General features: G+C 70.5%; 15 protein-coding genes. 7 read left to right on the forward strand and 8 right to left on the reverse strand.

The features are described 5' to 3' along the window. Positions 1–140: 140 nt before the first annotated feature. On the reverse strand, positions 141–542 hold the full coding sequence (locus tag ASG45_RS13895) for a hypothetical protein (protein ID WP_055838811.1): 402 nt from the start codon (positions 540–542) through the stop codon (positions 141–143). A gap of 103 nt (positions 543–645) precedes the next feature. Here ASG45_RS13895 and ASG45_RS13900 point away from each other — a divergent pair, with 103 nt between their 5' ends. The 4 genes from ASG45_RS13900 (at position 646) to ASG45_RS13915 (ending at position 4,720) form a co-directional block, all read left to right on the forward strand. Further along, positions 646–1,326: a YqaJ viral recombinase family protein gene (locus tag ASG45_RS13900; protein WP_055838814.1), complete on the forward strand. Its 681-nt coding sequence runs from the start codon at positions 646–648 to the stop codon at positions 1,324–1,326. 95 nt (positions 1,327–1,421) lie between these two features. Beyond that, positions 1,422–3,119, forward strand: coding sequence for an MDR family MFS transporter (locus ASG45_RS13905; RefSeq protein ID WP_055838817.1), 1,698 nt, complete (start codon positions 1,422–1,424; stop codon positions 3,117–3,119). Between the two features lie 4 nt (positions 3,120–3,123). Beyond that, the gene (locus ASG45_RS13910) at positions 3,124–3,588 is read left to right on the forward strand and encodes a MarR family winged helix-turn-helix transcriptional regulator (protein WP_055839550.1); all 465 of its coding nucleotides are present in this window, start codon (positions 3,124–3,126) and stop codon (positions 3,586–3,588) included. A gap of 112 nt (positions 3,589–3,700) precedes the next feature. Beyond that, the gene (locus ASG45_RS13915; protein WP_055838820.1) at positions 3,701–4,720 is read left to right on the forward strand and encodes an NADP-dependent oxidoreductase; all 1,020 of its coding nucleotides are present in this window, start codon (positions 3,701–3,703) and stop codon (positions 4,718–4,720) included. A gap of 2 nt (positions 4,721–4,722) precedes the next feature. Here the strand turns inward: ASG45_RS13915 and ASG45_RS13920 are convergent, their stop codons facing one another. Then, a complete protein-coding gene (locus tag ASG45_RS13920; RefSeq protein ID WP_055838823.1) occupies positions 4,723–5,610 on the reverse strand; it encodes a LysR family transcriptional regulator ArgP in 888 nt (295 codons plus the stop codon). A 69-nt stretch (positions 5,611–5,679) separates the two neighbouring features. Here ASG45_RS13920 and ASG45_RS13925 point away from each other — a divergent pair, with 69 nt between their 5' ends. Both ASG45_RS13925 and ASG45_RS13930 read left to right on the forward strand, forming a co-directional pair. Continuing rightward, positions 5,680–6,345, forward strand: a complete 666-nt coding sequence (locus ASG45_RS13925; RefSeq protein WP_055838826.1) for a LysE/ArgO family amino acid transporter — start codon at positions 5,680–5,682, stop codon at positions 6,343–6,345. A gap of 47 nt (positions 6,346–6,392) precedes the next feature. Continuing rightward, a complete protein-coding gene (locus ASG45_RS13930; RefSeq protein WP_055838829.1) occupies positions 6,393–6,668 on the forward strand; it encodes an acylphosphatase in 276 nt (91 codons plus the stop codon). Here ASG45_RS13930 and ASG45_RS13935 read toward each other — a convergent pair. The 6 genes from ASG45_RS13935 to rplK form a co-directional block, all read right to left on the reverse strand. Beyond that, entirely contained in the window at positions 6,665–7,708 is a 1,044-nt protein-coding gene (locus ASG45_RS13935) for an NAD(P)H-dependent flavin oxidoreductase (protein ID WP_055838831.1), read from the reverse strand. The two genes, ASG45_RS13930 and ASG45_RS13935, sit on opposite strands and share 4 nt — an antisense overlap. Positions 7,709–7,717: 9 nt before the next feature. Next, positions 7,718–8,527, reverse strand: a complete 810-nt coding sequence (locus tag ASG45_RS13940; protein ID WP_055838834.1) for an amino acid ABC transporter ATP-binding protein — start codon at positions 8,525–8,527, stop codon at positions 7,718–7,720. Then, complete coding sequence (locus ASG45_RS13945) at positions 8,514–9,179, reverse strand: amino acid ABC transporter permease (RefSeq protein WP_055838837.1); 666 nt, start codon at positions 9,177–9,179, stop codon at positions 8,514–8,516. The genes ASG45_RS13940 and ASG45_RS13945 overlap by 14 nt, the downstream gene beginning before the upstream one ends. 129 nt (positions 9,180–9,308) lie before the next feature. Beyond that, on the reverse strand, positions 9,309–10,115 hold the full coding sequence (locus ASG45_RS13950; RefSeq protein ID WP_055838840.1) for an amino acid ABC transporter substrate-binding protein: 807 nt from the start codon (positions 10,113–10,115) through the stop codon (positions 9,309–9,311). Positions 10,116–10,289: 174 nt separating this feature from the next. Further along, positions 10,290–10,982: a 50S ribosomal protein L1 gene (gene rplA / locus ASG45_RS13955; RefSeq protein WP_055838843.1), complete on the reverse strand. Its 693-nt coding sequence runs from the start codon at positions 10,980–10,982 to the stop codon at positions 10,290–10,292. Positions 10,983–10,993: 11 nt separating this feature from the next. After that, complete coding sequence (rplK, locus tag ASG45_RS13960) at positions 10,994–11,425, reverse strand: 50S ribosomal protein L11 (RefSeq protein WP_055838847.1); 432 nt, start codon at positions 11,423–11,425, stop codon at positions 10,994–10,996. 450 nt (positions 11,426–11,875) lie between these two features. Here rplK and ASG45_RS13965 point away from each other — a divergent pair, with 450 nt between their 5' ends. Then, positions 11,876–12,835: a type IV toxin-antitoxin system AbiEi family antitoxin domain-containing protein gene (locus ASG45_RS13965; protein ID WP_055838850.1), complete on the forward strand. Its 960-nt coding sequence runs from the start codon at positions 11,876–11,878 to the stop codon at positions 12,833–12,835. The last annotated feature ends 13 nt before the right edge of the window (positions 12,836–12,848 follow it).

Genomic DNA, 12,848 nt, shown 5'->3' on the forward strand with positions numbered 1-12,848 from the left:
TCACGAGGACGCACTCGATCGACGATGACGCATCGCATGAGCAACGATCGAGTGCGTCCTCGGCGATCGTGTGCGTCCCCACCGAACCACCACCCGCGCGCCCGTTCCCCCGCGGCCGCGGCAGGCCGGACTCCCCCGCGTCAGGACACGCGCGGTTCGGGCAGCAGGGCCCGGGTCATGCGCACGATGCGCGCGGGCGTGCGGGCGCCGAGCCAGACCGTGCACACCGGGTCGTCTCCGCACGCCCACTCGGCGCACCAGGCGTGGATCGCCTGCGCGAGACGCTCGCCGCGCGGCCGCAGCCCACCCTCGAGCGAGCGGTCGAGCCAACTCACCCGCCCGTCGCGGGCGTCGATGACGCCCACCTGATCCGACCCGCACACCTCGACCAGCACCGTCAGGTGCGCGGCGGGAGAGAGGGCGGCGGCGATACGCCGCATCTCGGGGAGGTTCCGCGCGTCACCGCCGAGCAGCACAGCACCCTCGAGATCACACCAGCGGCCCCCGTCGGGGCGGCGCAGCGAAACGGCATCCGAGCTCATGACGATCAACTTAGGTCACCCTTACTTCGAGGACAAGACCCCGGATGCCGACGCGCCGGGGTTCGCATCCGATCCACGGGCGCACGGGGTTAGGGTCGAACGCATGTCCCCCGAGCTCGTCGCCTCTCGCAGCGCCGACCTCGACGCCCGCATCGTCGCCGATTCGCGGGATCGGGTCGCCTGGATCCGGGCCCGCTCGCGCGGGATCACAGCCACCGACGTCGCCACGTTGACGAGCCACAACGCCATCTCGCGTGCCGCGGATGCCAAGCTCATGGGCTCGAACTTCTCGGGCAACGCCTTCACCGCGCACGGCCGTCGGCGCGAACCCGAGATCGCCGCGTGGGTCGCGGCGACCCACGGCATCCGCCCCTCGTCGGCGCTGTATCACGCGGTCGTCGAGAAGCGTCACCTGGCCACCCCCGACGGCGTCGTCGTCGACGGCGAGGGACGCATCGTGCTCGCCGAGATCAAGACGACGAACAAGGCGTGGCGCTCGATCCCCCGCACGTACATGCGTCAGATCTGGTGGCAGCAGCACGTGCTCGGCGCGGAACGCACGCTCGTCGCCTGGGAGCAGCACGACGCCTTCGTCCCCGTCGGCGACGAACCGCGCTGCCAGTGGATCGACCGTGACGAACGCGAGATCGCGAAGCTCGTGGGCCTGGCGACCTCGCTCATCGACGAGCTCTACCACCGCACCATGCAGACGCGTCAGCCGCGCCCCGAACCCGTGCGGACGGAACCGACCGAGAGGTACCGCGCCCTGGCGCTCCTCGATTAATAGTTGACGCAAGTCAAGCATCAGGCGTATCGTTGACGTTAGTCAACTAACGCGCCATCGTCGTCGCGGCATCCGTCCCCTCCGTGGAGTTCCGCATGACCACCTCCCCCACCACAGACACGCCCGCCCAGCGGCGCGTGCTCCCCGCCCTCATCGGGCTGCTGCTCGGCACCTTCGTGTCGATGCTCGCCTCGACCGTCGTCTCGACGTCGCTGCCGGTCATCGTGCACGACCTGTCGGGCGACCAGAACGCCTACACCTGGGTCATCACCGCGACCCTGCTCACCACCGCGATCTCGACCCCCATCTGGGGCAAGCTCGCCGACCTGTTCAACCGCAAACTGCTCATCCAGATCGCCATCGCGATCTTCGTGCTCGCCACGGCCGCCGCCGGCTTCGCGCAGGACACGAACATGCTGATCGCCTTCCGCGCCGTGCAGGGCCTGGGTGCCGGCGGTCTCGCCGCCCTCAGCCAGGTCATCATGGCCGACATCATCAGCCCGCGCGAGCGCGGCCGGTACATGGGCCTGTTCGGGGCGGTCATGGCCGTGGCCACGGTCGGCGGGCCGCTGCTCGGCGGCGTCATCACCGACGCCTTCGGCTGGCGCTGGAACTTCTTCGTCGCCCTGCCCTTCGCCGTCGTGGCCCTGCTCATCCAGCAGCGCACCCTGCACCTGCCGGCTCGAGCGAAGCGCAAGGTGAAGATCGACTACCTGGGCATCGTGCTGCTGTCGACCGCGGTCTCGCTCATCCTCATCTGGGTGACCAACGCCGGAAAGACCTTCGACTGGGCCAGCGTCGAGACCGCCGTCATGGTCGGTGGAGCCGTGCTCGCCGCCGTTCTGTTCGTCGTCGTCGAGCTGCGTTCCTCCGAGCCCCTCGTGCCGCTCACCCTGTTCCGCGACGCCACCTTCACCCTGGCGACGATCGCGTCGATCGCGACGGGACTGGCGATGTTCGGCACCTCCGTCTTCCTGAGCCAGTACATGCAGATGGCGCGGGGAGCCACGCCCACCGAGGCCGGCGTCATGACCATCCCGATGATCGCGGGCCTGCTGATCTCGTCGATCGTCGTGGGCGCGCTCATCTCGCGTCACGGGCACTGGAAGCCGTTCCTCATCGCCGGTGGTGTGCTGCTGATCGCCGGGTCGTTCCTGCTGTCGACGATCCACTACGACACGAACTTCGCGCTGGTCTCGGTCTACATGGCCCTGCTCGGCGCCGGTGTCGGCATGACGATGCAGAACCTCGTGCTCATCGTGCAGAACACGGCCAACCCCACCCAGATGGGCGCGGCGAGCTCGGGCGTGACGTTCTTCCGCAGCCTCGGCGGCACTATCGGTGTGTCGGTCATGGGAGCCGCCCTCGCGAGCATGGCGGCGAGCCTGTTCACCGACCGAGCCGACGAGCTGAAGACCGCGATCATGGGTCTCGGCGCCGACGGCGCCGCGGTGGCCCAGTCCCTGCAGTCGGGCACCATCCCGCAGGTGTCGGCCCTCCCCGACACCGTCCGCGTCATCGTCGAGGACATCTACGCGCAGTCGATCGCGCACTCGTTCCTCATCGCCGTTCCGGTGGCGGTGGTCAGCCTCATCGCCATCCTGTTCCTCCCCAACCGCCCCCTCACCCGCATGACGACGACCGAGCGCGTCGCCGCGAGCGAGGCCGACTTCGCCACCGTCTCGGTTCCCGCCGGCATGGCGACGCTCGCCGCGACGGGATCCATCACGACCCCGGATGCCGCTGCCTCGCGCCGCGCACGCCGTGGCGCCGAGATGGGAGAGGATGACTGACGTGATGAGCGAATCGAACGATGACCGCCGCGAGGCCGTCCAGGCCCTGGAGTCGTCGTTCTCGGAGCTCATGACCGTGTTCCGCCGCTTCGTCTCCGAAGCGGCGGAACGCGTGAGTCCCGGGATGCTCCCGGCCACCTTCAAGGCCCTCTCGGTGGTCAGCCGGTTCGGCCCGCTCACGCTCTCGGCTCTCGCCGAGCGTCTCTCGGCCGACAAGGGCTTCCTCAGCCGCTCGATCAGCGAGCTGGAGGAGCTGGGCCTGGTGACCCGCACGCCCGATCCGAACGATCGCCGCTCGCGCCTCATCGCGGTGACCGAGGTCGGGCACACGCGGCTCGCCGACGCCCGCGCTCCGCACGAGAGTCGCCTGTTCGAGGCGATGGCCGATTGGTCGGTGGCCGACATCCGCCACCTGTCGACGCTTCTGCACGCGCTCGCGGTCGGCGAATCCCCCGCACAGGATCGCTAGCCTTCGCGACACGGTGACCCGGGTGTAACACCGCGGAGACAATGGCGCGCTTGACTGGTCGCGTCACGGCGGAGTCGCCGTGCATGCGACCGCACGCGAGAGAGAGCGCCCGATGAGATCCCGATCGACGCGTCCCGAGACCGCCATCGAACCCGCGCCGGCGGTCCCCGAGACGATGCGGGCGGCGGTGTTCGACGCTCCGGGCCCGGCAGACGTGCTGCACCTCGCCGACGTCGCCGTGCCCTCTCCCGTGCTGAGCGAGGTGCTGGTGCGGGTCGTGGCCGCCGGCATCAACCCGATCGACGCCAAGACCCGCGCCGGACGCGGCCTGTCGGGCGCGATCGACTCCTGGCCGGCCGTGCTGGGTCTCGACGTCAGCGGGGTGGTGGTACGCGCGCCGTTCGACGCGCACCCGTTCCCCGTCGGCACCGAGGTCTACGGCATGGCCGCCGCCCCCCGCACCCCGGGGGCGTACGCCGAGTACGTCGTCGTGCCCACCCTGTCGCTGGCGCGCAAGCCCGCCGACCTCTCGCACGTCGAGGCCGCGGGCGTGCCCGTCGCCGCCCTGACCGCGTGGGGCCTGGTCGTCGAGACCGCGCTCGCCCACCAGGGCCAGCGCATCCTCGTGCACGCCGGCAGCGGAGGGGTGGGGCACTTCGCGGTGCAGTTCGCCGCGTACTTCGGCGCGCACGTCATCGCGACGGGCTCCGGCCGCAACCTCGAGTGGCTCCGCGAGCTCGGCGCCGCCGAGGTGGTCGATTACACCTCGACCCGCTTCGAAGACGTCGTCTCGCCGGTCGATGTCGTGATCGACCTCATCGGCAACGTCGCCGACGACACCGGCACGCGCTCACTCGAGGTGCTGCGCCCCGGTGGACTGCTGATCGAGGTGCCCACCGGAGCCTGGCCGGGCTTCCGCGAGGCGGCCTCGGCCCGCGGCATCCGATCGACCGACTACAAGACCATCCCCGACGGCGCCGCCCTCGCCACCATCGGCCGCCTGCTCGACTCGGGCGCCGTCCGCGTGTTCATCGACCGGGTCTTCGACCTCGACGATGTCGCCGCCGCGCACACGGAGCTCGAACGCGGGCACACCCGCGGCAAGATCGTGCTGCACGTCAGCGACGACTGAGCTCACCCCGCCGCCAGCACGCGCCGTCCCTCGGCCACGACCTCGTCGGCCACGTCGTCGAGCAGGTCGGAGGTGAGGTTCCACTGCTGCCAGTACAGCGGCACGTCGAGGGGGTCGTCGCCGAGGGGCACGAGCGATCCGTCGGCCAGCCCCGCCGCCGACTGGAAGCTCGGCAGCAACCCCCACCCGAGCCCCAGCTCGACCGCGGTGGCGAAGTCCTGCGATGCCGGAACCCGATGCCGCGGGGGCGCTGCCGCCGCCACGCCCCGGCGCGCCAGCCACTGCGTCTGCAGGTCGTCGCGACGGTCGAAGTCGACGACGGGCGCCGCGGCGAGAGCCCCGGCATCCACACCCTCGGGGAACCAGCGGCGCGAGAACCCCGCCGTCGCCACCGCCTCGTACCGCAGCACACCGAGAGGTCGTACCCGACACCCGGCGAGCGGGGTCTCACGCGACGTGACCGCCGCCATGACCGTGCCCGACTCGAGCAGGCCCACCGTGAAGTCCTGGTCGTCGCGGTGCAGGTCGAACACCACCGCGCGTCGCTCGGCCACCCGGGCCAGCGGCGGCAGGAACCACGTGCCCATCGAGTCGGCGTTCACCGCCAGGGGAAGGGATGCCACGACACCGCCCTCCGCGCCGATCGCCGCCAGAGCGTCGTGCTCGAGCAGCGCGAGTTGGCGTGCGAGGCGCACGACGGCGTCGCCCGCCTCGGTCGTGCGCACCGGCTTGGATCGCACCAGGACGACGCGTCCGAGCTGGTCTTCGAGGGCCCGCACGCGCTGACTCACCGCGGAGGGGGTCACGTGCAGACGCCGTGCCGCGGCATCGAGGGTCCCCTCCTCGACGACGACGGCGAGGGTGCGAGCGAGATCGAGTGGAATTGACATGAAGCGATGCTAATGGTCCAACAGAATCTTGAGCTGGTCTTCTCGAGAACGTCGCCTTAGCGTCGAGACGTGCTCACCCCCCTCCTCGCCGGCCTCGGCCTCGGCTTCTCACTCATCGTCGCCATCGGCGCGCAGAACCTCTTCGTGCTGCGCCAGGGCGTCCGGCGCGAACATCTGCTCGCGGTGGTCGCGGTGTGCGCGGTATCGGATGCCGTGCTGATCCTGCTCGGCGTCTCCGGCGTCGGCCTCGTGCTGCAGGCGGTTCCCTGGCTCATCGTCGTGGTGCGGTGGGCGGGCGCGGCGTTCCTCGTCGGATACGGCCTGCTGGCAGCCCGACGGGCGCTGCGTCCGAGCGGCGAGACCCTGCGCGTCGACGCCGCCCCTGCGGCATCCGCCTCGCCCGCCGAGACCGGGCGCACGGCCGTGAAGGCCCGTCCCGCACGCACGACGCTCGCCGCGACCGTGCTCACCTGCCTCGCCCTCACCTGGCTCAATCCGCACGTCTACCTCGACACGGTGTTCTTGCTCGGCTCGGTCGCGACCACGCACGGCGACGGGCGGTGGGCGTTCGCGATCGGCGCGTGCCTCGCCAGCCTCGCGTGGTTCTCGCTCCTCGGCTTCGGGGCGCGGTACCTCGGCCGGTGGCTCGACACGCCCCGCGCCTGGCGCATCCTCGACGCGATCATCGCGGTCGTGATGTTCGCCATCGCGGTCTCGCTCGTGCTGCCGCACTGAGCCGGCGCGCGCGGACCGACGGGCACCGCGTGCACGAGAATGGCCCGATGCGAACGGTGACGATCAGGGTGCACGGCCGCGTGCAGGGTGTCGGCTTCCGCTATGCGCTCCAGGCCGAGGCCGAGCGGCTCGGTGCCCGCGGGTGGGTGCGCAACCGCCGCGACGGCTCGGTCGAAGCCCTCGTCGAGGGTGACGACGCGACGGTCGACGCCGTCCTCGCGTGGGCCCAGGCGGGTCCCCCGTCGGCCCGGGTCGACCGGGTCGACGTGCACGAGGGCGGCGGCGCGGCTCCGCGCGGGTTCGAGATCCGCGCGACGGCTTAGACCGGCACGCCCGCCCGCAGCTCCGCCAGCACGTCGGCGGCGTCGTCGAGACGCGCGAGGCCCGCGGCCTGTCCCGCCCACAGCGACACCAGGTCGGCGTCTCCCGACGCCGTGGCCGCCGCGCGGAACGCACCGGTGAGCCAGTTCTGCGCGGGGAACGGGGCGATCATGCCGCCGGCCTCGAGCTCGCGCATCGCCCGGTTCGGGATGCCGCGCGCCAGTCGCCCGCTCATCGCCCGCGTCAGCACCGTGTCGGTGTCGGCCGCGGCGGCGATCGCCGCGCGGTGCCCCGCGGTCGCGGCGGACTGCCTCGTGCGCAGGAACGCCGTGCCGACCTGCACGCCGTCGGCCCCCAGCGCGAACGCCGCGGCGACTCCGCGGCGATCGGCCACACCGCCGGCCGCGATGACGGGGACACTCACCGCGTCGACGACCTGCGGCACCAGCGCGAACGTGCCCACGAGCGAGTGGGCCGGGTCGGCGAGGAACGACACACGGTGCCCCGCGGCCTCGGCCCCCGTCGCGACGACGGCATCGACCCCCGCATCCCCGAGCGCCACCGCCTCGGCGACCGAGGTGGCGGTGCCGATCACGCGGATGCCGAGAGCTCGCGCGCGGGCGAGGGTCTCGGCATCCGGGACCCCGTACACGACGCTCAGCACATCGGGGCGCGCATCGAAGACGGCCTCGAGCTGGTCGGCGATCGGCGTGAGGTACGCGGCGGGAACGACGGGCGGGGCGATGCCCGCGGCGGCGAAGAGCTGCTCGGCGGCCCGCAGGAACGGTGCGACGTCGACGTCGGTCGGAGTCACCTCGTCGCCGCGCGGCAGCCACAGGTTCACCGCCACGGGACGCGGCGTGGCAGCCCGAAGGGCGGCGATCGTGTCGCGGATACGTTCCGGCGTGTAGCCGTAGAGGCCGAACGAGCCGAGGCCTCCCCCATCGCTGACCGCCGCCGTCAACGCGATCGACGACAGCCCGCCGAAGGGGCCGAGAACGACGGGCGAATCGATGCCGAGCAGGTTCTCGAGGCGGCGCATGGATCCACGCTACTCCGGGAGTTCCGACGTCCCAGTCGGATCGGGGCCGTCGAGGGGGTGCAGCAGGCGGTTCAGGAAGCGACGCGTGCGCTCCTTCTTCGGCGCGCGGAGCAGATCCGCGGGGGCGCCCCGCTCCACGATCACGCCCTCGTCGAAGAACAGGACCTCGTCGGCGACCTCGCGGGCGAAACCGAGCTCGTGCGTGACGATGACCATCGTCCAGCCCTCGTTCGCGAGTTCCCGCAGCACCGTCAGCACCTCGCCGACGAGTTCGGGGTCGAGAGCGCTCGTCGGCTCGTCGAAGAGCAGCAGCTGCGGTTGCAGCGCCAGGGCTCGGACGATGCCGACGCGCTGCTGCTGGCCGCCCGAGAGTTCCGACGGGTAGGCGTCGCGCTTCTCGGCGAGGCCGACACGGGCCAAGAGCGTCTCGGCGCGGGCGATCGCGTCGGCCTTCGGCACGCCGTGCGCCTGGATGGGCCCCTCGGTGACGTTCTGCAGCACCGTGAGGTGCGGAAAGAGGTTGTGGTGTTGGAACACCATCGCCGATCGGTCGCGCAGAGCCGTGCGATCGGCCTTCGACACCTTGGGCGCCGAGAAATCGACGACCGGACCGCCGTCGAACGCCACCACTCCGGCATCCGGGGTCTCGAGACCGTTCAGGCAGCGCAGTACCGTCGTCTTGCCCGACCCCGAGGGACCGATCAGCACCAGCACGTCACCGCGCCGCACCGACAGGTCGACGCCTTCGAGAACGCGGTTGTCGCCGAAGCTCTTCTCGAGACCCGTGACCTGCAACAACGGGGCGTCAGTGGGCGACATGGCGGTCCAATCTCTTCTCGAGAGCGTTCTGCCCGAACGACAGCACCAGGCAGAACAGCCAGTAGATGAGCGCGGCCTCGAGGTACACCGCCATGAACTCGTACGAGAACGCGGCGATGTTCTGGGCCTGGCGGAACAGCTCCGACACGAGGATGAGCGACGCCAGCGAGCTGTCCTTCACGAGCGAGATGAACGTGTTCGACAGCGGAGGGACCGACACCCGCGCGGCCTGCGGGAGGATGATGCGGGTCAGCGTCTTTCGGTGCGAGAGGCCGACGGTGTGCGCCGCCTCCCACTGCCCGCGCGGGACCGACAGGATCGCGGCGCGGATCACCTCGGCCGCGTAGCCGCCGACGTTCAGCGAGAAGGCGATGACGGCCGCGGGGAACGGATCGATGACGACACCGATCGCGGGAAGGCCGTAGAAGATCACGAACAGCTGCACCAGCAGCGGCGTGCCGCGGATGACCGAGATGTAGAACCGCGCGAAGCCCGAGAACACGACGTTGCGCGACAGACGCAGCAACGCCATCGCGAGCGCCAGAGCGAGCCCGATCGCGAACGAGGCCAGGGACAGGGGGATGGTGCCCGTGAGGCCCGCCAGCAGCATGGGCCAGAACGAGTCGAGCATCAGCGTCCAGATGTCGTTCATGGGCCTCCTTTCTCCGGTGGGCTCGGGGCCCGACTCCTCGTGCGCGCGTTCGCACACGCCGACGCGGACCGTCCGCCTCCCACGCTAGAGGGGGAAGTCGGACGATCCGCGGGGGTTTACAGCCGGGTGTTACTGGGTGACGTCGGCGCCGAAGTACTTCTGGCTGATCTCGGCGAGCGTGCCGTCGGCGCGCAGCTCCTCGAGGGCGCCGTCGACGGCCTCGGCGAGCTTGTCCTGACCCTTCTTGAACGCGAAGGCGCTCTCGGAGGTGTCGTCGGTCTCGGCGGCGATCTTCAGGCCCGTCGGGCTGTTGGTCTTCTCGTAGTCGAGGTAGGTCAGCTGGTCGTTGATCGTGGCCTCGACGCGACCCTGCTTCAGCAGCGCGACGGCCTGCGCCCAACCCTCGACGGCCTCGACCTGCGCGCCGCTGTCGGTGGCGAGCTCGTACCAGTTGCTCGTGAGCGACTGGGCGGTGGTCTTGCCCGAGAGGTCGGCGAAGCTCGAGATCGCGCTGTCGTCCTCGTTCGTGACGATCACGCCACGCGACACCGTATACGGCGCGCTGAAGGTGTACTTCTCCTGGCGCTCGGGGTTGATCGACACCTGGTTGGCGATGACGTCGAAACGACCGGCATCCAGGCCCGCGAAGATCGCGTCCCACTGGGTCTCTTGGAACTTGACCTGCAGACCCAGCTTGTCGGCGACGGCCTTCGCGATCTCGACGTCGAAACCGGTCAGATCGCCCGCGCCCTCGTGGAACGAGAACGGGCGGTAGGTGCCCTCGGTGGCGACGGTGAGGGTGCCGTCCGAGATGAGGCCGAGATCGGCTCCCGCTCCGGGCGTCGCCTCGGACGACGCACCGCCGCTGCAGGCGGTCAGCGCGAGGGCGCTGAGGCCCAGGGTGGCGGCGAGGACGGTCAAACGACGACGGGGCATAGCTGTTCCTGACATGGGTGATGTGGGGACAAGTGATGGGGGGAGGGCGCACGGAGCGCCCCTCAGCGCAACACGTTCACCCGCCGGACTCTTCCCGGATGACGCCGTGTTGCACGTCCGTGCACGCGAAAGCCCCGCCGGCACGAGGCGCAGCGGGGCTTTCGGTGACGGATGTCAGGCGAGGACGTTGACGTCCAGCGGGATGCCGGGGCCGAACGTGGTCGACACCGCACCCTTCTGGATGTAACGGCCCTTCGAGCTCGACGGCTTGAGGCGGACGATCTCCTCGAGCGCGGCGGCGATGTTCTCGTCGAGCTGCTCGGCCGAGAACGACGCCTTGCCGACGACGAAGTGCACGTTGGCGTGCTTGTCGACGCGGAACTCGATCTTTCCGCCCTTGATCTCCTCGACGGCCTTGGCCGGGTTGGGGGTCACGGTGCCGGTCTTGGGGTTCGGCATGAGGCCGCGGGGTCCGAGGACCTTACCGAGGCGTCCGACCTGGCCCATGAGCTCGGGCGTGGCGACGGCCGCGTCGAACGACGTGTAGCCGGCGGCGACCTTCTCGATGAGCTCGGTGCCACCGACCTCGTCGGCACCGGCGGCGAGAGCCGCTTCGGCCGCGGGGCCGTTGGCGAAGACGATGACGCGCGCGGTCTTACCCGTGCCGTGGGGCAGGATGACCGTGCCGCGGACCATCTGGTCTGCCTTACGGGGGTCGACCGAGAGCTTCAGCGCGACCTCGACGGTCGAGTCGAACTTCTTCGAGCCGGTCTCCTTCGCGAGGGCGACGGCCTCGGTCGGGGTGTAGAACGTGTCGGCCGCGATCTTCTCAGCAGCGGCGCGGAATGCCTTGGACTTGGTAGCCATTGTTATCTCCCTCAGTCCTCGACCGTGATGCCCATGGAACGGGCGGTGCCGGCGATGATCTTCGAGGCGGCCTCGATGTCGTTCGCGTTCAGGTCGGGCTGCTTCGTGGTGGCGATCTCGCGAACCTGGTCCTTGGTGAGCTTGCCCACCTTGACCGTGTGAGGCGTCGACGAGCCCTTGGCCAGGCCGGCCGCCTTCTTGATGAGCTCCGCCGCGGGCGGGGTCTTCAGGACGAACGTGAAGCTGCGGTCTTCGTAGACCGTGATCTCAACGGGGATGACGTTGCCGCGCTGGGCTTCGGTCGCCGCGTTGTAGGCCTTGCAGAACTCCATGATGTTGACGCCGTGCTGACCGAGCGCCGGACCGATGGGCGGCGCGGGGTTGGCCGCGCCCGCCTTGATCTGGAGCTTGATCAGGCCGGTCACCTTTTTCTTGGGTGCCATATCCTTTTCCTCTCTCGAGCGGGGGCCTCGCGGCTCCCTCTCTCCCGCGCATCCGGCGGTTCCGGACAGCGGTCATCGTCGTGCTGACGCACGAGCAACCTCCTCATCATACGCCATGGCGCCGGCATCCTGCGTCTTCTCCTCGCCCGCGCGGTCGCCCGCGCGGTCGCCCTCCAGCGGCGTCTCGCGGGTCGCCGCTCGCCGCGGTTTCGGTCGCCCCGCCGGCGCGATTGCGCCGTCCGCTCGGCGCCCCGCCCCGCCTCGCCTCGCCCCGCCCCGCCCCACCGCACCGCACCGCACCGCACCGCACCGCACCGCATAAACGCTCATCCTGCGCATAAACGCGAAGGCAGCGTGTTTACGCGCAGGATCGGCGTTTATGCATCGGGAGGGGCGGCAGTTGTCCACAGGCCGCACACGACCTGCCGGCCGACCTGCCACCCTCGCCGAATGGATGCCATCCCCCGATCGCTGCGTGAATCGCCGGTGCACCTCTTCCGTGCGTCGAGCCTGCTGGGCACCGCCCCGTATCCGTGGCGTGGTGCGAGCCTCTACAAAGTACGGCCCGGCGTCTACGCCGCCCGGGACGCGTGGAACGCGCTCGAACCCTGGGACCGCTACCTCGCCCGCGTGCACGCCTTCGCGCTGGTTCGCGCCGATGCCGTGTTCTCGCACGAGTCGGCCGCATCGCTGCTCGGGCTGCCGACGTTCGGCCACCCTCGCAACATCCACATCTTCGACACGCGGCGTTCACGCTCGGTGGCGTACGGCGATGTCACGGCGCACACGAGCGCCGACGCGCGATCGGTGCAGCGGGTCGGCGGCATCCATCTCACGACCGCCGAAGACCTGGTCGTCGATCTCGCGCGCGTTCTGCCGCCGGCGTTCGGCCTCGCCGTCGCGGATGCGGCCCTCCGCGACTCCTCCCTCTCGCGCGAAGAGTTGATCGATCACGCCGCGGCGCAACGGAACACGTTCCGGGTGAGGCGCCTGGAATGGGTGCTGACTCGGGCCACCCCGCTCGCGGAGTCGGCGGGAGAATCCCTCAGCCGAGCGGTCATCGAGTGGTGCGGATTCCCCGCGCCGACGCTCCAGATGACGCATCGTCTCGAGGGGCGGGCGTATCGCTCGGACTTCAGTTGGCCGGAGCAGAAGGTCATCGGCGAATCAGATGGGTGGCTCAAGTACGGCGGCGATGATCCCGTCGCGGCCGCCGAGGCCGTTCGCGCCGAGAAGCGCCGCGAAGACAGCTTTCGGCGTGCCGGTTGGCGTGTCGCCCGGTGGGATTACGCGGGGGCGCTCGGCGCAGACGGACTACGCGCGGCTCTCGCCGCTGCCGGGCTCGCGCCGTCGCGCCGCGCCGACCCCGCTGCCCTGGCGTCGGTGGGGCGAAACCCGCGCTCGCGGTGATCCTCCGCCGGGC

The sequence above is a fragment of the Microbacterium sp. Leaf436 genome (genome assembly GCF_001424715.1).
Lineage (GTDB): Bacteria > Actinomycetota > Actinomycetes > Actinomycetales > Microbacteriaceae > Microbacterium.

Coding starts and splice junctions, on each gene's coding strand:
- ASG45_RS13895 (WP_055838811.1), bottom strand. CDS start 542: ATGAGCTCGGATGCCGTTTCGCTGCGCCGCCCCGACGGGGGCCGCTGG.
- ASG45_RS13900 (WP_055838814.1), top strand. CDS start 646: ATGTCCCCCGAGCTCGTCGCCTCTCGCAGCGCCGACCTCGACGCCCGC.
- ASG45_RS13905 (WP_055838817.1), top strand. CDS start 1,422: ATGACCACCTCCCCCACCACAGACACGCCCGCCCAGCGGCGCGTGCTC.
- ASG45_RS13910 (WP_055839550.1), top strand. CDS start 3,124: ATGAGCGAATCGAACGATGACCGCCGCGAGGCCGTCCAGGCCCTGGAG.
- ASG45_RS13915 (WP_055838820.1), top strand. CDS start 3,701: ATGAGATCCCGATCGACGCGTCCCGAGACCGCCATCGAACCCGCGCCG.
- ASG45_RS13920 (WP_055838823.1), bottom strand. CDS start 5,610: ATGTCAATTCCACTCGATCTCGCTCGCACCCTCGCCGTCGTCGTCGAG.
- ASG45_RS13930 (WP_055838829.1), top strand. CDS start 6,393: ATGCGAACGGTGACGATCAGGGTGCACGGCCGCGTGCAGGGTGTCGGC.
- ASG45_RS13935 (WP_055838831.1), bottom strand. CDS start 7,708: ATGCGCCGCCTCGAGAACCTGCTCGGCATCGATTCGCCCGTCGTTCTC.
- ASG45_RS13940 (WP_055838834.1), bottom strand. CDS start 8,527: ATGTCGCCCACTGACGCCCCGTTGTTGCAGGTCACGGGTCTCGAGAAG.
- ASG45_RS13945 (WP_055838837.1), bottom strand. CDS start 9,179: ATGAACGACATCTGGACGCTGATGCTCGACTCGTTCTGGCCCATGCTG.
- ASG45_RS13950 (WP_055838840.1), bottom strand. CDS start 10,115: ATGCCCCGTCGTCGTTTGACCGTCCTCGCCGCCACCCTGGGCCTCAGC.
- rplA (WP_055838843.1), bottom strand. CDS start 10,982: ATGGCTACCAAGTCCAAGGCATTCCGCGCCGCTGCTGAGAAGATCGCG.
- rplK (WP_055838847.1), bottom strand. CDS start 11,425: ATGGCACCCAAGAAAAAGGTGACCGGCCTGATCAAGCTCCAGATCAAG.
- ASG45_RS13965 (WP_055838850.1), top strand. CDS start 11,876: ATGGATGCCATCCCCCGATCGCTGCGTGAATCGCCGGTGCACCTCTTC.